Annotated in this window: 15 protein-coding genes; 8 read left to right on the top strand and 7 right to left on the bottom strand. The window is 65.2% G+C overall.

Annotated elements, in window-relative coordinates:
* Nucleotides 1–42: 42 nt before the first annotated feature.
* Nucleotides 43–930 (top strand): GNAT family N-acetyltransferase, encoded by an 888-nt coding sequence (locus tag ACQK2M_RS24375; protein ID WP_425419945.1) that lies wholly within the window; start codon nucleotides 43–45, stop codon nucleotides 928–930.
* A 6-nt stretch (nucleotides 931–936) separates the two neighbouring features.
* Here the strand turns inward: ACQK2M_RS24375 and ACQK2M_RS24380 are convergent, their stop codons facing one another.
* Entirely contained in the window at nucleotides 937–3,237 is a 2,301-nt protein-coding gene (locus ACQK2M_RS24380) for an NADP-dependent malic enzyme (RefSeq protein WP_425419946.1), read from the bottom strand.
* Between the two features lie 119 nt (nucleotides 3,238–3,356).
* On the opposite strand from ACQK2M_RS24380, the gene mutS reads away from it, so the two are divergent.
* The 6 genes from mutS to ACQK2M_RS24410 all read left to right on the top strand — a co-directional run bounded on the left by mutS (nucleotide 3,357) and on the right by ACQK2M_RS24410 (nucleotide 12,953).
* Nucleotides 3,357–6,050, top strand: a complete 2,694-nt coding sequence (mutS, locus tag ACQK2M_RS24385; RefSeq protein ID WP_425419947.1) for a DNA mismatch repair protein MutS — start codon at nucleotides 3,357–3,359, stop codon at nucleotides 6,048–6,050.
* A gap of 61 nt (nucleotides 6,051–6,111) precedes the next feature.
* The gene (locus ACQK2M_RS24390) at nucleotides 6,112–8,946 is read left to right on the top strand and encodes a [protein-PII] uridylyltransferase (protein WP_425419948.1); all 2,835 of its coding nucleotides are present in this window, start codon (nucleotides 6,112–6,114) and stop codon (nucleotides 8,944–8,946) included.
* A 3-nt stretch (nucleotides 8,947–8,949) separates the two neighbouring features.
* Nucleotides 8,950–10,527: a murein biosynthesis integral membrane protein MurJ gene (gene murJ / locus ACQK2M_RS24395; RefSeq protein WP_425419949.1), complete on the top strand. Its 1,578-nt coding sequence runs from the start codon at nucleotides 8,950–8,952 to the stop codon at nucleotides 10,525–10,527.
* A 108-nt stretch (nucleotides 10,528–10,635) separates the two neighbouring features.
* Nucleotides 10,636–11,700: a tryptophan--tRNA ligase gene (trpS, locus tag ACQK2M_RS24400; protein ID WP_425419950.1), complete on the top strand. Its 1,065-nt coding sequence runs from the start codon at nucleotides 10,636–10,638 to the stop codon at nucleotides 11,698–11,700.
* Nucleotides 11,701–11,786: 86 nt separating this feature from the next.
* The gene (locus ACQK2M_RS24405) at nucleotides 11,787–12,278 is read left to right on the top strand and encodes a universal stress protein (protein ID WP_223479185.1); all 492 of its coding nucleotides are present in this window, start codon (nucleotides 11,787–11,789) and stop codon (nucleotides 12,276–12,278) included.
* 105 nt (nucleotides 12,279–12,383) lie between these two features.
* Nucleotides 12,384–12,953, top strand: a complete 570-nt coding sequence (locus ACQK2M_RS24410) for a NifU family protein (protein WP_223479186.1) — start codon at nucleotides 12,384–12,386, stop codon at nucleotides 12,951–12,953.
* Nucleotides 12,954–13,026: 73 nt separating this feature from the next.
* Here ACQK2M_RS24410 and ACQK2M_RS24415 read toward each other — a convergent pair whose 3' ends face one another.
* On the bottom strand, nucleotides 13,027–13,653 hold the full coding sequence (locus ACQK2M_RS24415; protein ID WP_223479187.1) for a L,D-transpeptidase: 627 nt from the start codon (nucleotides 13,651–13,653) through the stop codon (nucleotides 13,027–13,029).
* Between the two features lie 197 nt (nucleotides 13,654–13,850).
* On the opposite strand from ACQK2M_RS24415, the gene ACQK2M_RS24420 reads away from it, so the two are divergent.
* Nucleotides 13,851–14,333 carry an MmcB family DNA repair protein gene (locus ACQK2M_RS24420; protein ID WP_425419951.1) on the top strand — a complete coding sequence of 161 codons (483 nt, stop codon included), beginning with the start codon at nucleotides 13,851–13,853 and terminating at the stop codon, nucleotides 14,331–14,333.
* Nucleotides 14,334–14,357: 24 nt separating this feature from the next.
* Here the strand turns inward: ACQK2M_RS24420 and ACQK2M_RS24425 are convergent, their stop codons facing one another.
* The 5 genes from ACQK2M_RS24425 to ACQK2M_RS24445 are packed head-to-tail and all read right to left on the bottom strand — an operon-like array spanning nucleotide 14,358 to nucleotide 21,139.
* Complete coding sequence (locus ACQK2M_RS24425) at nucleotides 14,358–14,906, bottom strand: ActR/PrrA/RegA family redox response regulator transcription factor (protein WP_223479189.1); 549 nt, start codon at nucleotides 14,904–14,906, stop codon at nucleotides 14,358–14,360.
* Nucleotides 14,907–14,952: 46 nt separating this feature from the next.
* The gene (locus ACQK2M_RS24430) at nucleotides 14,953–16,260 is read right to left on the bottom strand and encodes an ActS/PrrB/RegB family redox-sensitive histidine kinase (RefSeq protein WP_425419952.1); all 1,308 of its coding nucleotides are present in this window, start codon (nucleotides 16,258–16,260) and stop codon (nucleotides 14,953–14,955) included.
* A gap of 56 nt (nucleotides 16,261–16,316) precedes the next feature.
* Nucleotides 16,317–18,788 carry an ATP-dependent helicase HrpB gene (gene hrpB, locus ACQK2M_RS24435; RefSeq protein ID WP_425419953.1) on the bottom strand — a complete coding sequence of 824 codons (2,472 nt, stop codon included), beginning with the start codon at nucleotides 18,786–18,788 and terminating at the stop codon, nucleotides 16,317–16,319.
* Nucleotides 18,789–18,793: 5 nt separating this feature from the next.
* Nucleotides 18,794–19,441 (bottom strand): ATP-binding cassette domain-containing protein, encoded by a 648-nt coding sequence (locus ACQK2M_RS24440; RefSeq protein WP_425419954.1) that lies wholly within the window; start codon nucleotides 19,439–19,441, stop codon nucleotides 18,794–18,796.
* An 18-nt stretch (nucleotides 19,442–19,459) separates the two neighbouring features.
* On the bottom strand, nucleotides 19,460–21,139 hold the full coding sequence (locus ACQK2M_RS24445; RefSeq protein WP_425419955.1) for an ABC transporter permease: 1,680 nt from the start codon (nucleotides 21,137–21,139) through the stop codon (nucleotides 19,460–19,462).
* Nucleotides 21,140–21,165 lie beyond the last annotated feature (26 nt).

Genomic DNA, 21,165 nt, shown 5'->3' on the forward strand with positions numbered 1-21,165 from the left:
CGCTGCCGGCGCAATTACCCTTCGTCCAGAAAAGGGTTCGGGATGACTATCGCCAATCAGCCATCTGCCACGAAACTTGCAGCGACTCCGCTGGCCGACGGTGCATCTGTCGATGCATCCCTGCTCGGAAAAATCGGTTCCCTCCAGGCGCGACTGGTGCGCGATGCGAAGGAACTGGATGCCGCGCAAAGGCTGCGGTTCCGCGTCTTTCGCGAAGAAATGGGGCCGGCCGTTTCACCCGATTGCGCCACCGCCGACCGCGACGAGGACTGTTTCGACGCCGTTTGCGACCACCTGATCGTCGTGGATACCAGCCTGCCCGGCGACACTACGGACCGTATCGTCGGCACTTACCGGCTGCTGCGCGACCAGGTCGCGGAGCGCGCCGGCGGCTTCTATTCGGCCGGGGAATACGGGATCGACGCCCTGATCGCTCGCCATCGAGGCAAGCGTTTCCTCGAACTGGGCCGCTCCTGCGTGATGCCCGCCTATCGTTCTAAGCGCACGATCGAATTGCTGTGGCAGGGCATCTGGGCCTATTGCCTGCGCCACGAGATCGACGTGATGGTCGGATGCGCCTCGTTTCCGGGCGCGGATGCGCAATCGCATGCGCTGCCGCTGTCCTTCCTGCACCAGCACGCCCGTGCATCCGGCGAATGGGCTGTCGATCCGGCGACACAAGACGCCGTTGCGATGGACATTGTTCCCGAGGACGCGATCGACATGAAGGCGGCGCTTGCCGCCATGCCGCCGCTCATCAAGGGCTATCTCCGGCTCGGCGCCAAATTCGCCGACATGGCCGTGCCGGACCATGCTTTCGGAACGACCGACGTGATGGTGATCCTGCCGGTCGCAACGATCAGCGACCGCTATGTGCGCTACTACGGCGCGGATGCAGGCCGCTTCGCGCCGGGCGCGAAGACAGCCTGACCGGCCTCAGGCGTTCGCGTTGTAGGCCGCGATGGCCGCCATGTTGACGATGTCGGCGTCCTTGGCGCCCAGCGCGACGATCTGCACCGGCTTGTTGAGCCCGACCAGCAGCGGCCCGATCACGGTCGAGCCGCCCAGTTCCTGAAGCATCTTCGTGGAAATCGACGCCGAGTGGAACGCCGGCATGACGAGCACGTTGGCCGGGGCCGAAAGCCGGCAGAACGGATATTGCGCCATGACATCGGCATTGAGCGCCACATCGGCCGCCATCTCACCGTCATACTCGAAATCGACGCGGCGCTTGTCGAGGATGCGAACAGCCTGCTTGACCTGTTCGGAACGCTCGCTGGGCGGGTCGCCGAAGGTCGAGAAGGCAAGCAGTGCGACACGCGGCTCGTAGCCCATGCGCCGCGCCTGGCCGGCGGCTTCCTCGGCGATATCGGCAAGCTGCTCCGCCGACGGCATGTCATGGACGGCGGTGTCGGCGACGAGCACGGTGCGCCCGCGGCACAGCGCCAGCGACATGCCGATGACCCGGTGCCCCGGACGGGCGTCGATCACTCGGCGAACGTCGGCCAGCGCCGTCGAGTAGTTGCGCGTAACGCCCGTCACCATTCCGTCGGCATCGCCGAGCGCCACCATGGCGGCGGCGAAATGGTTGCGATCATTGTTAATCAGGCGCTGGCAGTCGCGGAAGAGATAGCCCTGCCGCTGGAGCTTTTCGTATAGATAGTCGGCATAGACGCCGTTGCGCTTCGACAACCGCGCATTGATGATCTCGATATTCGGACGATCGAGTTCGACACCGGCCTCCTTCGCCGTGTTGCGCACGAGGTCCTCGCGGCCGAGCAGGATGGCGGTGCCGAGCTGCTGGTTCACGTAGGACACGGCGGCGCGCATCATCTGCTCCTCCTCGCCTTCCGTGAACACGATGCTCTTGGGATGACGGCGGACGCGCTCGTAGATGCGCTGCAGCGTGGATGCGATCGGATCGCGCCGCGCCGACAGTTGGTTGGCATAGGCGTCGAAATCGGTGATCTCGCGCCGTGCTACGCCGGTATCCATCGCCGCTTTCGCGACGGCGACGGGGATCGCCGAGATCAGGCGGGGATCGAAGGGAACGGGAATGATGTAGCCCGGGCCGAACTTCGGCCGGTTGCCGGCATAGGCCGCAGCGACATCATCCGGGACGTCCTCGCGGGCGAGGTCGGCAAGCGCCTGCGCGGCGGCGGCCTTCATCGCCTCGTTGATCTCGGTCGCGCGCACATCGAGCGCGCCGCGGAAGATATAGGGAAAGCCGAGGACGTTGTTGACCTGGTTGGGATAGTCCGACCGGCCGGTCGCCACGATGGCGTCGGACCGGATCGCGGCGACCTCTTCCGGCGTGATCTCGGGATCGGGATTGGCCATGGCGAAGATGATCGGATTGTCGGCCATGGAGCGCACCATGTCCTCGGTCAGCGCGCCCTTGACCGACAGGCCGAGAACCACGTCCGCACCCTCCAGCGCGTCGGCGAGAGACCGCCGGTCCGTCCTGACCGCGTGCGCCGATTTCCACTGGTTCAGGCCTGTCGAGCGGCCTTGGTAGATGACGCCCTTGGTGTCGCAGAGGATGACGTTCTCATGCGGGACGCCCATGGACTTGATGAGCTCGATGCAGGCGATGGCCGCCGCGCCGGCGCCATTGCAGACGATTTTCGCCGTCTTGAGATCGCGCCCGGTGAGATGCAGCGCATTGATCAGGCCGGCGGCGGCGATGATAGCCGTGCCGTGCTGGTCGTCATGGAAGACGGGGATATCCATCTCCTCGCGCAGGCGCTGCTCGATGATGAAACAGTCGGGCGCCTTGATGTCCTCGAGGTTGATGCCGCCGAAGGACGGTCCGAGAAGACGCACGCAATTGACGAATTCGTCGATGTCCTTCGTGTCGACCTCGAGGTCGATGGAGTCCACGTCGGCGAAGCGCTTGAACAGCACCGCCTTGCCTTCCATCACCGGCTTGGAAGCCAGCGCGCCGAGATCGCCGAGACCAAGGATCGCCGTGCCGTTGGAAATCACGGCGACCATGTTGCCGCGTGCCGTATAGTCGAACGCCTTGACCGGATCCTCGGCGATCGCTTTCACGGGAACGGCGACGCCCGGCGAATAGGCCAGCGACAGATCGCGCTGGGTCGCCATCGGCTTCGTGGGGGTGATCTCAAGCTTGCCGGGCCGGCCCCGCGCGTGAAAATCCAGCGCTTCCTGCTCGATGACCCGGGGGCGCGCGTCGCCACCTCCGCTCGCCGCGGATTTCGGAGATTTCGCCATGGACGTTTCCAACCGTTTTTATCGTTGTCCCAAACAAGATGGGGAGCTTGTCCTAAGGCTATTTGCCCTTCCTGTAAACGCGACTATGACTCGGAAAACCCCGGGTCACTGTTCCTGAAATGCTGACAAAGACCGCACAGACCGCCGCGCCAACGCCGATGATGGCGCAATATCTGGAGATCAAGGACGCGAATCCGGATTCGCTCCTGTTCTACCGGATGGGCGATTTTTACGAGCTGTTCTTCGAGGACGCCGAGATCGCTTCGCAGGCGCTCGGCATCACGCTGACCAAGCGCGGCAAGCATCTGGACGACGACATTCCGATGTGCGGCGTGCCGGTGCATGCCGCCGACGACTACCTGCAAAAGCTGATCGGAAAAGGCTTCCGCGTCGCCGTCTGCGAACAGCTGGAGGACCCCGCCGAGGCCAAGAAGCGCGGCTCGAAGGCGGTCGTCAGACGCGACGTGACGCGGCTGGTGACGCCCGGCACGATCACCGAGGAAAAGCTGCTCGACCCGTCCGAGAGCAGCTACTTCATGGCGATGGGGCGCACGAAATCCGGCTCCGGCCCGGAAATGGCGCTGGCCTGGATCGACATCTCGACCGGGCATTTCCGCATCGCGGCCACGGCACCGGAGCGCCTGCTTTCCGACATTTCGCGCATCGGCCCGCGCGAGATCACGGTCGCCGACAGCGTGTTCTCCGATCCGGATTTGCGACCGGTCTTCGACCTGCTCGGTCTTGCCGTGACGCCCCTGCCCTCGGCCTTCTTCGACAGCGCGACGGCGCATGACCGTCTCGCCCGCTTCTACGGCGTTCAGACGCTTGACGGGTTCGGCGCGTTCTCGCGGGCCGAACTGGCCGCCGCAGCGGGCGCCATCGCCTATGTCGAGCGCACGCAGATTTCCGAGCGGCCGGCATTGCAGCGGCCCGAGCGCGAGGATGCCGGCTCGACCCTGTTCATCGATCCGGCCACGCGGGCCAATCTGGAAATCGAACGCACATTGTCGGGGTCGCGGCAAGGCAGCCTGCTCAAGGCCATTGACCGCACCGTCACCGGGGGCGGCGCGCGACTGCTCGCCGAAAGGCTGCGCTCGCCGCTGACCGACTGCCGGGCGATCGATGCACGGCTGGATTCGGTCTCCTTCTTCCTTTCCGCCGACGACCGGCTGACCGATAGCTTGCGCGATGTCCTGAAGGGATGCCCGGACATGCCGCGCGCCCTTTCGCGGCTTTCGCTCAACCGCGGAGGGCCGCGCGACTTGCTGGCGCTCGCGCAGGGTCTGGGGGCCGCAACCGAGGCTCAAAGGCTGCTGGCGTCGATCGACCTGCCGGAAGAACTCGGCGAAGCCAGCGAGTTGCTCGCGCATGCGCCGCACGCGGTCGCCGAGAGCCTTTCCTCCGCGCTCGACGACGACGTGCCGCTGTTGAAGCGCGACGGCGGTTTCGTCCGTGCGGGGCACAATGCGGAACTCGACGAAATGCGGGCGTTGCGCGACGAATCGCGCAAGGTGATCGCCGGTCTGCAGGCGCGCTATGCCGAGGAAACCGGCGTCCGGTCGCTCAAGATCAAATACAACAACGTGCTCGGCTATTTCATCGAGGTGACGGCGTTGAACGCCGAAGCGCTGACCGGCACGGACGAGGCGAAAGGCCGGTTCATCCACCGGCAGACGCTCGCCAGTGCGATGCGTTTCACCACGACCGAACTCGCCGACCTCGAAAGCCGCATCGCCAATGCCGCCGACCGTGCGCTGTCGATCGAACTCGCGGTGTTCGAAAAGCTGCAAGGCGAAGTCATCGCGGCGGCGGATGCGATCCGTGGCGCGGCGCTGGCGCTGTCGGTGATCGACGTCTCGGTGGCGCTGGCGCGGCTTGCCGAAACGGAGGGCTATTGCCGTCCGAAGATCGATGACAGCCGCAACTTCGCGGTTGTCGCAGGCCGGCATCCGGTCGTCGAGCAGGCCTTGCGCAAGCAGGCCGCCAATCCGTTCGTGGCCAATGATTGCGATCTTTCGCCGAATGGCGGCGGCGAGCAGGGCGCGATCTGGCTTCTGACCGGGCCGAATATGGGCGGCAAGTCGACCTTCCTGCGCCAGAACGCGCTGATCGCGATCCTCGCCCAGACCGGCTCCTTTGTGCCGGCGGGAAGCGCGCATCTCGGCGTGGTCGACCGGCTGTTCAGCCGCGTCGGCGCATCCGACGACCTGGCGCGCGGGCGCTCCACCTTCATGGTCGAGATGGTCGAAACCGCCGCGATCCTGAACCAGGCCGGCGACCGGTCGCTGGTGATCCTCGACGAGATCGGACGCGGCACCTCGACATTCGACGGGCTTTCGATTGCCTGGGCGACGGTCGAGCACCTGCATGCGAAGAACCGCTGCCGCACGCTGTTTGCGACGCATTTCCACGAATTGACGGCGCTGGCCGAGACACTGGAAAGCCTCCACAACGTCACCATGCGGGTGAAGGAATGGGAAGGCGACGTGGTTTTCCTGCACGAAGTGGCGAAGGGTGCCGCGGACCGGTCCTATGGCGTACAGGTCGCCAAGCTCGCCGGGCTTCCGGAAAGCGTCGTATCACGCGCCCGCGACGTGCTCGACCAGCTGGAGGCGCAGGGCCGCGACACAAAGGCCTCGAAGCTCGTCGATGACCTGCCTCTGTTCTCGGCCGAGATCAGGCGCGCCGCGCCTCAAGCGCAATCTAGCGCCGTCGAAGAGGCGCTTTGCGACCTCGTGCCCGACGAAATGACGCCGCGCGAGGCGCTCGAAACGCTCTACCGCCTCAAGGCGCTGTCGGGAAAGCGCGATTGAAGGTATGTGACAAGCGCGCGGCGTTTCGTTATGAGGCTCACAAGAGCCCCCGGACCATGAAATGACGGCAGTCGATACCTCCCCCCAGCCCGCACTCGACCTCGAAACGCTTCGATCCGACCTGATCGCGATCGCCGACCGCATGGGCGGCGACGGCGCACCGCATACTGTTCGCGGCGACGTGCTCGCGCATCTGAAAACCGTGCTGGCCGCGAGCCGGCAGGAAGCGGAAAAACAACTGTTCGAGGACGGCAGCGGCATCGCCTGCGCGCAGCGCCTGTCCGACGACATGGATGTGATGATCCGCGCGATCTACGATTTCGCCATCGACAAGGTGTTCAAGGTCAACAACCTGTCGGCCGGCGAGCGGCTGGCACTGGTCGCGGTCGGCGGTTACGGCCGCGCCACGCTGGCGCCCGGCTCCGATATCGACCTGCTTTTCGTGCTGCCCTACAAGCAGACCCCGCTCGGCGAGCAGCTTGCGGAATACATTCTCTACATGCTGTGGGATCTCGGCCTGACAGTCGGGCACGCGACGCGATCGATCGACGAGTGCGTGCGCCTGTCCAAGACGGACACGACCATCTGCACCGCCATTCTCGACATGCGCTATCTCTATGGCGAGAAGGCCCTCTACGACGAGCTTAACACGCGTTTCGACACCGATGTGGTGCAGAACACGGCGTCAGGCTTCATCCAGGCGAAGCTCGCCGAACGCGACTCGCGTCACAAGCGCATGGGCGAGACACGCTACCTCGTCGAGCCGAACATCAAGGACGGCAAGGGCGGATTGCGCGACCTGCAGACGCTGTTCTGGATCGCGAAATATTTCTACCGCCTGTCCAACCGCTCCGATCTCGTCCGCAAGGGCGTGCTGAGCCGGGCCGAATACAATCTCTTCGTCAAATGCGAGGACTTCCTGTGGGCGGTGCGCTGCCACCTGCATTTCCTGACCGGCAAGGCGGAGGAACGCCTCGGCTTCGAGGTTCAGCGCAGCCTGGCTGACCGGCTCGGCTACAAGAGCCATCCGGGCCTGAAGGACGTCGAGCGCTTCATGAAGCACTACTTCCTGATCGCCAAGGATGTCGGCGACCTGACGCGCATTTTCTGCGCGGCGCTCGAGGAGGAAGAGGTCAAGAATGCACCCGGCTTCAACCGGCTGCTGCAAACGCTTCCGTTTTCCAGACGCAGCCGAAAGATCCGCGGCACCGAGGATTTCGTCGTCGAGAACAAGCGCATCAATGTCGCCGGCGACGACGTGTTCGAGAAGGACCCGGTCAACATCATCCGCATGTTCTGGTTCGCCGACCGTGACGAGCTGGATTTCCATCCCGACGCCCTGCAACTGACCCGCCGGTCGCTCAAGCTGATCCGAAAGGCGCTGCGGACCGATCCCGAAGCCAACCGGCTTTTCATGGACATCCTGACCTCGCGCCGCGATCCGGCGCTGAACCTCAGGCGCATGAACGAGGCCGGCGTTCTCGGCCGCTTCATTCCCGATTTCGGCAAGGTCGTGGCGATGATGCAGTTCAACATGTACCACCACTTCACGGTGGACGAGCACCTGATACGCTCGGTCGACGTCTTGTCGAAGATCGAGAGCGGGTCGCTCGAGGAGGACCACCCGCTCGCCTCCTCGCTGCTGCCGGACCTCGAGGATTACCGGCGCATCCTTTACACGGCGCTCTTCCTGCACGACATCGCGAAGGGGCGGCCCAAGGACCATTCGATCGCCGGCGCGGAAGTGGCGGAGAAGCTGTGCCCGAGGCTCGGCTTCACGGCGGCCGAGACCGAACTCATCGCCTGGCTGATCCGCGACCATCTGACGATGAGCACGGTCGCACAATCACGCGATCTCTCCGACCGCAAGACGATCGAGGATTTTGTCGCGACGGTGCAGACGGTGCTGCGGCTCAAGCTCCTGGTCATCCTGACGGTGTGCGACATTCGCGCGGTGGGCCCCGGTGTATGGAACGGCTGGAAAGGGCAATTGCTGCGCACGCTCTATTCTGAGACCGAACTGGCGCTAAGGGGCGGCGTTTCGGAGATCAATCGCAGGCAACGCGCGGCAATCGCGCGCGAGCACCTGCTGGAAAGCCTTTCCGACTGGCCGAAAAAGGAACGCCAGGCCTATGTCGACCAGCACTACGACAACTACCTGCTGACCGTCGATATCGAGGACCAGGTGGAGCATGCGGCGTTCATCCGCAAGGCGATGGCGGAGGACAAGAAACTCGCGACCTCAGTCTTCACAAGCCAGTTCCAGGCGATCACGGAAGTCACGGTTCTGGCCCCCGACCATCCGCGCCTCCTGTCGATCATCGCGGCTGCCTGTTCGAGCGCGGGCGCGAAGATCGACGGCGCCCATGTCTTCACCACGCGCGACGGCTGGGCGCTCGACACGATCCTGATCAACCGCGAATTCACCGACGACGGCGACGAATATCGCCGGGCCTCGCGGATCGGCAAGGTGATCGAGGACGTGCTGGCGGGCCGCGAATACGTGCCCAACATGCTGGCCCACAAGATGAAGCCGCGGCGCGGGCTGAAAGCCTTCCAGATCGAACCAGCGGTGGCGATCAAGAACACGCTGTCGAACCGTTTCTCGGTGATCGAAGTGGAGGGGCTGGACCGTCCGGGCATCCTGTCGGAGATTACCGGCGCGCTGTCCGACCTGACGCTCGACATCCGCTCGGCGCATATCACCACGTTTGGCGAGAAGGTGGTCGACACGTTCTACGTCACCGACCTGACCGGCCACAAGATCACCGACCCGGTGCGCCAGAAGCGCATCCGCAAGGTGCTGACGGACGTGCTGATGGGGCGTGGCGACGACAACCCTGTCGTGCAGGTCAGCCCCGGACTGGCGAAGTCCGGCTCCAGAAAGGCGAGCTAGGCAATGAGCCTTTTCGGCAAGTTTCTCGGCGTCGGCAGCGCGACTGCGGCGAGCCGGGTTCTCGGCTTCGCGCGCGAGGCGCTGATCGCCGCGGCGCTTGGCGCTGGCCCGGTTGCCGACGCCTTCTACGCGGCGCTGCGCTTTCCGAACCTGTTCAGGCGCCTGTTCGCCGAAGGGGCCTTCAACTCCGCCTTCGTTCCGATCTTCGCGAAGGAGCTGGAAACCGGCGGCAAGGACACCGCGGCGCGGTTCGCCGGCGAGGTCTTCTCCGTGCTCGCGCTCGTGTTGCTGGCATTCACGGCGGTGGCGCTGGTTTTCATGCCATTCCTGACCGCGACGGTGATCGCGGCAGGCTTCCGCGACTCGCCTGACAAGTTCGACCTGACCGTGCTTTTGGCGCGCATCATGTTCCCCTATCTGGCCGCGATGTCGCTGGTCGCAATGCTGTCGGGCATCCTCAACTCGTTTCGGCGGTATTTCCTCGCGGCGCTGGCACCGGTGCTGCTCAACGTCGTTCTCATCGGCGTGCTGCTGGTGGCTCTCTACCAGGGCTGGGACGGCCCGAATATCGGCGTGGGGCTTGCCATCGGCGTCGCAATCGCCGGACTTCTCCAGCTGGGACTGCTGGTCTACGGGCTCGTTCGGCTCGGTTTCCGCTTCGCGCCGCAACGGCCAAGGCTGACGCCGCAGGTGCGGCGTCTTCTCGCCCTCGCCGCGCCGGCGGCGCTGACCGGCGGGATCGTGCAGATCAACCTCGTCATCGGCCAGATCATCGCGTCGCAGCAGGACGGCGCGATCGCGCTGCTCAATTATGCCGACCGCATCTACCAGCTGCCGCTCGGGATGATCGGCATTGCTATCGGCGTGGTGCTGCTGCCGGAACTGGCGCGCGCGCTCGGCGCCGGCGAGACACGGACCGCGCTGACGCTGCAAAACCGTAGCCTGGAATTCGGGCTGGCGCTGACCGTGCCGGCGGCGGTGGCGCTCGCGCTGACGCCGGTGCCTTTCATCGCCGTCATCTACGAACGCGGCGCGTTTGCCCCCGAAACGACACAGGCCGCGGCAAGCGCGCTGGCCGCCTTCGCCATCGGCCTGCCCTCCTTCGTGCTGATCAAGGTGCTGCAGCCGGCCTATTTCGCGCGCGAGGACATGAAGACGCCGATGTGGTTCTCGCTCGTCTCGCTGGTGATCAATGCCGGCGGCAGCATCGCGCTGTTTCCCTCGCTTGGCCATGTCGGCATCGCCGCGGCGACAAGCCTCGCCGGCTGGGCCAATGCCGGCCTTCTCGGATGGGCGCTGTGGCGGCGGGATCATTTCCGGCCCGCGCCGGAGACGCTTCGCCGCATCGGGCTCGTGCTGGTCTGCACGGCCGCGATGAGCATGGTGCTGCTCGGCTCGTGGGCCGTCATGCAGGAGCGTTTCTTCATTTCCGGCATCCTCGTTCGCGCGGGGATCGCGGTGCTGCTGATCGCCGTCTCTATGATTGTCTATTTCGGACTGGCGATCGTGACCGGGGCGGTCGACCGCTCGATGCTGGCCCGCACGATCCGGCGGGACCGCACGCCCGAGGCAGGCGGCTGACACCCACTTGAAGGATTGGCCGGCGCCTGCCATAAGCGCGCCGCAAGATACCCATGCAGACGGTTCTGATCTGCAACGGGGCCCTCCACCAGCTTCGGGATCACGATCATGAGCAGCTTCGAACCCCTCGTCTTTTCGGGCGTGCAGCCGACCGGCAACCTGACACTCGGCAACTATCTCGGCGCGATCCGGAAATTCGTCGCGCTGCAGGACAAGTATGACTGCATCTATTGCGTCGTCGATCTTCACGCGCTGACCGTCAATCCGTCCCCGGCCGAACTGATCAACGGCACGCGTTCGATCGCGGCGGCGTATCTCGCCTCGGGCATCGACCCCGTAAAGCACATCGTGTTCAACCAGAGCCGCGTCCACCAGCACGCCGAACTGGCCTGGATCTTCAATTGCGTGGCGCGCATGGGCTGGCTGAGCCGGATGACCCAGTTCAAGGAAAAGGCCGGCAAGGACCGCGAGAACGCTTCGGTCGGCCTGTTCGCCTATCCGAACCTGATGGCGGCGGACATTCTGGTCTATCGCGCGACCCATGTTCCGGTCGGCGACGACCAGAAACAGCACCTGGAACTGGCGCGCGACATCGCCCAGAAGTTCAACAACGACTATTCCGAACGGATCGGCGAACTGGGAATCGGCATACCGGTCGAGGTCGGCGACGAAACCGTCAATGGCTACCTGCCGATCACCGAACCGCTGATCGAGGGACCGGCGACGCGCATCATGAGCCTGCGCGACGGCACCAAGAAAATGTCGAAATCCGACCCCTCCGACCTGTCGCGCATCAATTTGACCGACACGTCCGACGATATCGCCAAGAAGATTCGCAAGGCCAAGACGGACCCCGAGGCGCTGCCGAGCGACAGCGGCGGTTTCGAAGGCCGGCCCGAGGCGGAGAATCTGGTCAATATCTACGCGGCATTGACCGGGACGAGCATGGACGCGGTTCTGAAGGATTTCGGCGGCCAGCAATTCTCGACCTTCAAGCCGGCGCTTGCCGATCTGGCGGTCGAAAAGCTGAGCCCGATCGCCGATGAAATGCGCCGCCTGCTGGCCGATCCCGGACATATCGACGCGGTTCTGGCCGATGGCGGGGAACGCGCCTCCGTGCTCGCGGAAAAGACCATGGTGGATATCAGGCGGATCGTCGGGCTTTCCGCCTGAGGTTACGCGGCAGGCTTTCGCGCACCGCATGATGCGCCAAAATCTCGGCGCTTGAAGCGGTCGCGGCGGCGTGCCATTTATCGGCCATGGTAACAAGACGACTGATCAACGAAACCGGCCATCACCGCAAGTTCATGGCGGTGATCGACGACACGCCCGAATGCGAGCGGGCGGTCCTCTATGCCGCGCGGCGCGCGCTCAAGACCAATGGTGGCGTGATCCTGCTCTATGTCATCGAGCCGGGCGACTTCCAGCATTGGCTGGGGGTCGAACAGGTCATGCGCGCCGAAGCTCTGGAAAGGGCGGAAGCGACGCTTGCCAAGCACGCCGCCTTCGCGCGCGAGAAGGCGGGTATCGAGGCGGAGAACGTCATTCGCGAGGGCGTTCCGGTGGAGCAGATCCACGCATTGATCGAGGAAGACCAGGATATCGGCATTCTCGTGCTCGCCGCCGGCGAAGCCAAGGAAGGCCCCGGCCCGCTGGTCTCGTCGATCGCGGGGCGCAACGCGGCATTCCCCATTCCCGTGACCGTCGTTCCGCACAGTCTCAGCGACGAGGATATCGAGAGCCTTTCCTGACCGCGTTTGGCGCGCGTCGTGAAAAAGGCGCATGTCACTTGCTTGATATAGCCGACCATTCGGCCTATTTTAGAAACATTCCAAACTGATCGCCGGAGCGACACGATGTTCATCCAGACCGAAGCGACCCCCAATCCCGCCACGCTGAAATTCCTGCCGGGCAAGGTCGTGCTCGAAAGCGGGACCGCGGATTTCCGCGACGCGGACGAGGCATCGGCGCAATCGCCGCTGGCCGGCGTGCTGTTTTCGATCGACGGCGTCACGGGCGTCTTCTTCGGCTACGACTTCGTCACCGTCACGAAGGATGACGGGTTCGAGTGGCATCACCTGAAGCCCGCGATCCTCGCCGGTATCATGGAGCATTTCATGTCCGACGCGCCGGTCATGATGACGGATAATACCGGCATCGAAACCGCGCCGGGAGAGGAATTCTACGAAACGGACGACGAGCCGATCGTGGCCACGATCAAGGAACTGCTGGATACCCGCGTACGCCCGGCTGTCGCCCAGGACGGCGGCGACATCACCTTCAAGGGATATCGCAAGGGCACGGTTTTCCTTCACATGAAAGGCGCCTGCGCCGGCTGTCCGTCCTCGACGGCGACGCTCAAACACGGCATCCAGAACCTTCTGCATCACTTCATTCCCGAAGTGCAGGGTGTCGAAGCCGTCTGACGAAACACAGCATAAGACAAAGAAAAAGCCGGGTTCGAAACCCGGCTTTTTTATTTCGTATCGGCCTTGCCGATCAGAGAACGATCACCTTCGCGCCCGGTTCGGCACGGTTGTAGAGATCGATAACGTCCTGGTTGATCATGCGGATGCAGCCTGACGACACATTCTTGCCGATGGACCACCATTCCGGCGAGCCGTGCAAGCGATATCCGGTATCGCCGCCCTTGTTGTAGAGATAGAGCGCGCGCGCACCGAGCGGGTTCATCAGGCCCGGCTCCATGCCGCCCCGGTACTTGGCGAGTTCAGGCTGGCGCTTGATCATCGCGGCCGGCGGAGTCCAGGTCGGCCATGCGCGCTTGTATGCAACGCGCGCCGTACCGGACCACGTAAAGCCCTCGCGACCGACGCCGATGCCGTAGCGCACCGCACGGTCGTCCTCGAGGATGAAATAGAGATGCTTCGCATTGGTATCGACGATGATCGTGCCCGGCTTTTCATTGCTCGGATAACGCACGATCTGGCGGCGATACTTGCGCGAAATCTTGCTCGTCGGGATCGCCGGCAGCTTATAGGCGCCGTCAGCCTTCGACGTGTAAGCGTTGATCATCAGGTTCGAACCAGCGTCGCTGATGGTACTGCAACCAGCCAGTGCCGCACTTGCAGCCACCGCGATGGCAATGAGAATGCGTGACCCCCGCATGTCTTTCTCCCTCAAAAAGCCGCTACCGGCGTTCCAGCTTCCGCACCGGCAACCTTGTTAGTACAGACTCACGAGCCTGTCATCTAGGACTCAATTATTGATTAACCATGAACATAAAGATGTGACATTCATCACACACCTGTAAAGCCAAAATACACGCGGATGCGCCGCTTGGCGAATCATGGCAGGTTGGCACAATGCCCCTTATCGACCTGCATTCGAAGAACCCGCTCGAGGATGGCCGCCAGTCGGCCCGCGCCATGCGAATCCGGCGCGGCGTGCAGTTGCTGCTCGCGGAAATGGGGGCCGCGCATCTGCCGGAACTGACGCTTGCCAGCGGCCGGCGCGCCGACATCATCGCCCTGTTCAGGGACGGCTCGATCTGGATCGTGGAGATCAAGTCCTCCATCGAGGACATGAAGGCCGACAGCAAATGGCCGGACTACCGGGACTATTGCGACCGGCTGTTCTTCGCGACGCTGGAAGACGTGCCCGAGGCGATATTCCCGCCCGATTGCGGCTTCATTCGCGCGGATACGCACGGCGCGGCGCTTCTCAGGGATGCGCCAGAACACCGGCTCGCCGCTGCGCGCCGCAAGGCGGTGACGCTGCGCATCGCCCAGGCCGCGTCGCAGCGCCTCTACGCCGCCGAACTCGCGGGGATCGACTTACCCGAATAGACCTGCCGGAATGGAAACGCGCCGTCAGCGCGGCGCGCGTTTGGCCAGGATGCGCTGCAGCGTGCGGCGGTGCATGTTCAGGCGGCGCGCCGTTTCCGACACGTTGCGGTCGCACATCTCGAAGACGCGCTGGATATGTTCCCATCGCACCCGGTCCGCCGACATCGGGTTTTCCGGCGGCGCCACCTTCTCGCCGGGGCTGGCCGTCAGCGCCGCATAGACATCGTCGGCATCGGCCGGTTTCGCAAGGTAGTCGACAGCGCCCAGCTTGACCGCGTTGACCGCCGTCGCGATGTTGCCGTAGCCGGTCAGAACGATGGCGCGCGCGTCCGGACGTTTCGTGCGGATCGCCTCGATCACGTCGAGGCCGTTTCCGTCCTCGAGACGCATGTCCACGACCGCATAGGCCGGCGGCGATTTCCTCACTTCAGCGAGGCCGCCCGAAACCGTTTCGGAGGTCGCAACAGAGAAACCGCGGCTCTCCATCGCGCGAGCGAGCCGCTGCAGGAACAACCGGTCGTCATCGACGATCAGCAGGCTTGTATCCGGGCCGAGTTCGCTTGTTTCTTCCATACCCATCACCTGTCCGTTTTCCTGTTCATATATGGTTTTTGCCGCCTCAAGCCGAGTCCTGCATTGACGAACGCGGCCACTCCACGACGACTTCCGCGCCTTTTCCTCCGGAAAACGCATTGGAGAAGCGAATTTTCGCACCGGAACGCTCCAAAAGCGTCTTGGCGATGAAGATGCCGAGTCCGAGACCGCCGCCACCGTTGCGCGGCCGATTCGGCAAGCGCGACAACCGCAGATCCGGCTCGCCGACATTGTCGAGAACCTCCGGCGGAAAGCCCGGCCCGTCATCGAGGATGCGGACCCGGACCGTCTGCTCGTCCCATGACAAGCGGATTTCGACCACTTCCTTTGCGAAGTCGACGGCGTTTTCCACCAGATTGCCAAGACCGTAGATGATGCCAGGGTTGCGGCGGCAGACGGGTTCCGTGCCGGCCTTGCTCTCGATGGGCGTGGTTATCTCGATGCCGAATTCGCGATGCGGCGCGACGACTTCCTCGATCATGGTGCGCAGCGCCATGCGCGACAGATGCTCCTCGTCGCCGGCGCCCAGCGTGCTCAGCCGCCGAAGGATCTCGCGGCAGCGATCCGCCTGGGTGCGCAGCAGGGCAATATCCTCGCGCAGGTTTTCCAGATCGAAGGGTTCGCGCCCCATCTCCTTGGCGACCAGAGAAATGGTCGCAAGCGGTGTGCCCAGTTCATGCGCGGCGGCGGCGGCCATGCCGTCGAGCGCCGAGATGTGCTGCTCGCGCTGCAGGACGAGTTCGGTCGCCGCCAGCGCATCGGCAAGGCGGCGCGCCTCCTCGGCGACCCGATAGACATAGAAGGCCGTGAACACCAGCGCCGAAACCACGGCGACCCACATGCCGGCGACGAAGACCAGCGGAATCTGGAGTTCCGTGCCGGGATACCAAGGCAACGGCAGATGAACGAAGGCCAATGCCGTCGCAAACGCGATGGTGACCGCGGCCAGGATCGCGGTGAAACGGGGCGGCAGGGTCGTCGCCGAGATGATGACCGGAACGACAAGCAGGATGCAGAACGGGTTGGTCAGACCGCCGGTCAGCGCCAGCAAGCCGGTCAGCTGCGCGACATCGAAGACGAGCACCGCAAAGACGCCGACCGGGCGCAAACGCTTGTTGGCCGGAAACAGCCGCGTCAGGGCGAGATTCAGGATCGCGGCAAGCGCGATCAGGAATACGCAGGCGATCATCGGCAACTGGAACTGCAGGACGATGGCGACGAAGGTCACGGCCGCGAGCTGGCCGAATGTCGCAAGCCAGCGCGTGTTGGTTATCGTCGACAGGCGCAACCGACGGTTGCCGTAGCCCATCCCGGTGCCGAGATCATATTCCATTTGGTGAATATACGATGCGCATTTGCGTTTTTAAATGATGGTACGAGGCGAAAGGCTCATCCGCGCGGCTTGGCGCGACGTGTCGGTTCGGCGGCGGCGGGATGCTCGGGCCAGACATGTTTCGGATAGCGCCCGCGCAGGTCGGCGCGCACGGCGGCCCATGACCCGGTCCAGAAGCCCGGCAGGTCCTGGGTGCGCTGTATCGGCCTATGGGCCGGCGACAGGAGTTCGAAGGTCAGCGGCACCTCGCCGCCGGCAATCGACGGGTGGGTTTTCAGGCCGAATAGCTCCTGCACGCGGATCGCGACGACGGGCGCCGATCCGTCGGCGGGATAGTCGAGCATGATATGGCTGCCGGTCGGCGCCTCGAAGCGCGGCGGCGCCAAGTCGTTGACCTGACGCTGCACATCCGGCGGTACACGCAGCATCAGGGCATCGCGCAGCATGCCCGCGTCGAGACCGGACAGAGACACCGCGCCCTGCAGAAAGGGCGCAAGCCAGTTTTCCAGATCGTCCTGCAACGCCGCATCGTCCATCGCCGGCCATGGCGCGCCGAGACGCGCATGAAGCCAGGCAAGCCGGGCGCGCAACTGGGCGACATCCTTCGACCATGGCAGAAGCGCCAGTCCGTGCGCACGAACGCCGTCCAGAAGCGCGGCGGTCGCGGCTTCGCCGGGCTCCACCTTGCGGGTGGCGCGAGACAGGACGACCGCGCCGAGACGCTCCACCCGGCGTGCGGTCAGCCCACCCTTCTGACGGTCGAATTCGACCTGCGTGGCGGTTTCGATCCGGTCTCCCATCACGGCGCGGACCTCATCCTCGTCGACCGCAGCAGCCGCCGTGATGCGGCCTTCGCGCGCGACACCCGTCACATCGGCGACGACGACATAATCCGCGCCCGCCAGCGGCTCGCTCTCGTCCATGGCGACGCCGCGCCCGTTCGCCATGACAAAGGCTCCGTGGCGGCCGCCGCCGCGCGATTTGGCGAGCCGATCTGGATAAGCGTCCAGCAGCATCTCGCCGGCTGTCGCGGCGACATCGTTTTCCGGCAGGCCGAGCGGTGAGACCGCGCGGCGCGCCATGTCGCGCAGGCGCGACATCTGCGGGGCCTTGGCGCGGATCGCGACATCGAGGCGGTGGCCGATATCGACGCCGGGTCCACCCGCGCCGCGTTCCGTAACAAGAAGAGCGAGCAGCATGCGCCGCCATGCGTCACGCGAACCGGATGCCGACGCGACCATGGCGGCAAGACGGGCGGGAAGCGCCAGTTCGCGCATGGACTGACCTTTTGCGGTCATTCCGCCCCGTTCATCCAGCGCGCCGAGCATCGTCAGCAGCGTCCGTGCCTCGGACAGGGCGGGAGACGGCGGGGGATCGAGCAAGCGAAGATCGGCCGGGTCGGCGACGCCCCAGGAAAGGCAGTCGAGCAACAGGGACGTCAGGTCGGCATTGAGGATTTCGGGCGGATCGAACGCGGCGAGCGCGCGCGTTTGCTCCTCGCGCCAAAGGCGGATGGCGATACCGGGCTCCGTGCGGCCGGCGCGACCGGCCCTCTGCGCGGCCCCCGCCTGGCTGACGCGCCCGGTCTCCAGCCGCGTCAGGCCCGAGCCCGGATCGAAGACCGGGCGGCGGGCGAGGCCGGAGTCGATGACGACGCGCACACCGTCGATGGTGATGGAGGTTTCGGCAATGGCGGTCGCGAGCACGACCTTGCGCGTTCCGGCCTCCGGCGGGCGGATCGCGCGGTCCTGATCGGTGATATCCATCATGCCGTAGAGCGGCGCGACGAAGACGTCTGCGGGAAGCCGGCCGTCCAGCGCCTCGGCGACGCGGCGGATCTCGCCCTGCCCCGGCAGGAAAACCAACAGGCTGCCGGTCTCGCCGGCAATCGTCGAACGCACGATGCGGGCAACCGCCTGCTCCACGCGCTCGGTGCCCGGCCGGTCTTCGTGGCGGATCTCGACGGGATATGCGCGGCCCTCGCTTTCGATAATTGGCGCTTCGCCCAGCAGGCCGGCCACCCGCGCGCCATCCAGCGTCGCCGACATGACGAGGACGCGCAGATCCTCGCGCAGCCCCTCCTGCACGTCGAGGGCGAGCGCGAGGCCGAAATCGGCATCGAGGCTGCGCTCGTGGAACTCGTCGAACAGGATCGCGCCGATCCCGTCGAGTTCCGGATCGCCCGTGATTATGCGCTGGAAGACACCCTCGGTGACGACTTCGATGCGTGTCTTCGGGCCGACCCGCGTATCGAGCCGCATGCGGTAGCCGACGGTCTCGCCGACCTTTTCGCCGAGGAGCTGGGCCATGCGCCGCGCGGCGGCGCGGGCGGCAAGACGGCGCGGTTCGAGGACGACGATCTTGCGCCCGGCAAGCCAGTCCTCGTCGAGCAGGGCGAGCGGCACAAGCGTCGTCTTGCCCGCGCCGGGCGGCGCGACAAGAACCGCGTTGGGCGTGTTCGCCAGCGCCGATCTCAGCGAGGCGAGAACCTCGGCAACCGGCAGGTCCGGAAGGACGGGGCGCGGCATGCGGCCTATCCGATCTCGATGACGTCGCCGCCCGCCGCCGCCGCATCCGCGGCGTCATGGGTGACGAGGATCACCGGCAGGCGGGAACTTTTCGCGCGCTCGAAAACGAGGGCCCTGATCTGGTCGCGCAATTGCATGTCGAGCTTGGAGAACGGCTCATCCAGAAGCAGGAAATTCGGTTCCGCGAGCAGCACGCGGGCGAGCGCCACACGCGCCTTCTGCCCGCCGGACAGCGTATCGGGATCGCGCTCGAAAAAGCCGTCGAGGCCGATATCGGCCAGCGCGGCTTCGGCAAGTTCGCGGCGCGCGGTTCGGCCTGTCACCGCCTCGGGGATCGCGAACACCAGATTGCCGCCGACGGACATGTGCGGAAACAGGAGCGGGTCCTGGAACAGAATGCCGGCATGGCGCTCCTGCGCAGGCAGTCGCGCGATGTCGCGCCCGCCGCAGAGGACGCGTCCGCTCCCCTTGAAAACCGGATCGAGGAAGCCGCCGACAAAGGCCAGCAAGGTCGACTTTCCGGAGCCGGACGGGCCCATGACCGTCAGCGTCTCGCCCGGCATGACGTGCCGGTCGATGGACAGCAATTCGCGCTCGCCGAGGACGATGCGAACGCCTTCCAGGCGAAGGCCGGCTGTTGACGGGTCCTGCAAGAAAACCTCCGGATCGATTCAGGCGACCTTCATGGCGCGGCGATTGCGGAAAAGCAACGCCGGCACCAGCGCCGCGAAGGCAAAGCCGAGGAAGGGCAGAAGCATCTGCAGAAAAGCATAGATGCCGATAACGCGGCGGTTTCCGCCCGCGCCGAGCGCGACCGCCTCGGTCGTGATCGTCACAAGCCGTCCGGCGCCGATCAGCACCGTCGGCAGATACTGGCCGACCGAGACCGCGAAGCCGATCGCCATGGCGACAAGAACCGCGCGCGCCAGCATCGGCAGGCGAATGGCGAAGAATGTCCCGCTGCGCGACTTGCCGAGCCCGGCGGCAATCGCCTCGTAGCGTGTGTCGAAGGCGCGCCAGGGCGCGGAGAGCGACAGGAAGACATAGGGCAGCACGAAGACGAGATGCACGAGGACAAGCGCCGTCCATGTCGCGCCGACGCCGCCATGCGCCATGAACAGCTTGAGCCCGAACACGAAGCCCGCCTGCGGGACAAGGAGCGGCAAGTAGAGGAAGAACAGCGTCCGGTTGCCGCCGGTTCGCCCGGTTTCGGCTTCGCGCGCGAGGCTGGCGACGACGATCAGCGTGGAGAGGACCGTTGCGGCGAACCCGACCGTGACCGTTGTCATGAGCGGCCCGCCGACACGGGGCAGCGTTTTCTCCCATCCTCGCAACGACAGCATGTCGGGCAAGACGTTCGGGAATTGCCAAAGGCCGGAGACGGACCAGAGCGCGAGGACGCCGAGCCCGCCGAACACGATGGCGGCCGTCAGGCCCATCAGCGCGAGCGCCAGGTGCCGCACGCTTGCGTCACGGCGCAGACGCTTCCCCCGCGCGGCGAGCCGCATCAGCATGAGGCCACCGAGCTTTTCGACGGCCAGCCAGATGAGCAACGCGCCGAGCGTCACGCCGAGCTGCAGCACCGCACCGGCCGACGCCATGAAACGCGCCGAAAGATCGGGGTCATTCATCCATTCGACGAGACGGACCGGGAGAGGCGCGGGCGTGGTGGGACCGAGAATGACCGCCACGTCGACCGCGGAACTGGCGAAGGCGATGACGGCGAAGACCGCGAGGCGGATCTGCCGGTAGATCGCCGGCCATGTGACGAGGAGGAAACCCGAAACCCGGCCGTAGCCCAGCGTCGCCGACAATTGGCGCGAGGCGGTTACCGGAACCTGCGGCAGGGCCGCCAGCACCATCAGCAGCAGGAAGGGAACTTCCTTCACGATCAGCCCGGCCATCAGAGACAGCCCGAACGTGTCGTTGACGATCAGCCAGTCCGGCGGGCGCGTCCAACCGGTCGCCCAGGGCGAGACGAGACGGGCGAGAAAGCCGGAGGGCGCAATCATGAAGGCCAGGCCGAACGCGGCGGCGGCGTGCGGCACCGCGAGGAGCGGCGAGACCAGCGACTGCATGAAGCGGAAGGTTCGCGTCTGCGACCAGCCGCCGACAAAGACGGCGACAAGCGCAGTCGAAACCGCCGCCGTCACGACGCCGCATGAAAGCGCGATCAGACAGGAGCGCAGCAATCCCGGCTGGCCGAGCACGACGCGAAACGGATCGAGCGTCAGCGCGGTTCCGCCCAGCGCCGGCAGATAGCCGAAGGCAGGAATGACCGTGCCGGCCAGGCCGGCAAGGACCGGTAGCGACAGAATGGCGACGGCCAGCGCGGGCGCGAAGCGAAGCATGGCGCGCCGACCCTTTCGTCAGGCGA

It is taken from the genome of Oricola indica (assembly GCF_965227485.1).
In the GTDB taxonomy this organism is placed as follows: domain Bacteria; phylum Pseudomonadota; class Alphaproteobacteria; order Rhizobiales; family Rhizobiaceae; genus Oricola; species Oricola indica.

What these genes read in the sequence shown, in the direction of transcription:
- ACQK2M_RS24415 (WP_223479187.1), bottom strand. Translation starts at nt 13,653, where the DNA reads ATGCGGGGGTCACGCATTCTCATTGCCATCGCGGTGGCTGCAAGTGCG.
- ACQK2M_RS24430 (WP_425419952.1), bottom strand. Translation starts at nt 16,260, where the DNA reads ATGGAATATGATCTCGGCACCGGGATGGGCTACGGCAACCGTCGGTTG.
- ACQK2M_RS24405 (WP_223479185.1), top strand. Translation starts at nt 11,787, where the DNA reads ATGGTAACAAGACGACTGATCAACGAAACCGGCCATCACCGCAAGTTC.
- ACQK2M_RS24380 (WP_425419946.1), bottom strand. Translation starts at nt 3,237, where the DNA reads ATGGCGAAATCTCCGAAATCCGCGGCGAGCGGAGGTGGCGACGCGCGC.
- hrpB (WP_425419953.1), bottom strand. Translation starts at nt 18,788, where the DNA reads ATGCCGCGCCCCGTCCTTCCGGACCTGCCGGTTGCCGAGGTTCTCGCC.
- ACQK2M_RS24420 (WP_425419951.1), top strand. Translation starts at nt 13,851, where the DNA reads ATGCCCCTTATCGACCTGCATTCGAAGAACCCGCTCGAGGATGGCCGC.
- ACQK2M_RS24425 (WP_223479189.1), bottom strand. Translation starts at nt 14,906, where the DNA reads ATGGAAGAAACAAGCGAACTCGGCCCGGATACAAGCCTGCTGATCGTC.
- ACQK2M_RS24375 (WP_425419945.1), top strand. Translation starts at nt 43, where the DNA reads ATGACTATCGCCAATCAGCCATCTGCCACGAAACTTGCAGCGACTCCG.
- ACQK2M_RS24390 (WP_425419948.1), top strand. Translation starts at nt 6,112, where the DNA reads ATGACGGCAGTCGATACCTCCCCCCAGCCCGCACTCGACCTCGAAACG.
- ACQK2M_RS24410 (WP_223479186.1), top strand. Translation starts at nt 12,384, where the DNA reads ATGTTCATCCAGACCGAAGCGACCCCCAATCCCGCCACGCTGAAATTC.
- ACQK2M_RS24445 (WP_425419955.1), bottom strand. Translation starts at nt 21,139, where the DNA reads ATGCTTCGCTTCGCGCCCGCGCTGGCCGTCGCCATTCTGTCGCTACCG.
- murJ (WP_425419949.1), top strand. Translation starts at nt 8,950, where the DNA reads ATGAGCCTTTTCGGCAAGTTTCTCGGCGTCGGCAGCGCGACTGCGGCG.
- trpS (WP_425419950.1), top strand. Translation starts at nt 10,636, where the DNA reads ATGAGCAGCTTCGAACCCCTCGTCTTTTCGGGCGTGCAGCCGACCGGC.
- mutS (WP_425419947.1), top strand. Translation starts at nt 3,357, where the DNA reads ATGCTGACAAAGACCGCACAGACCGCCGCGCCAACGCCGATGATGGCG.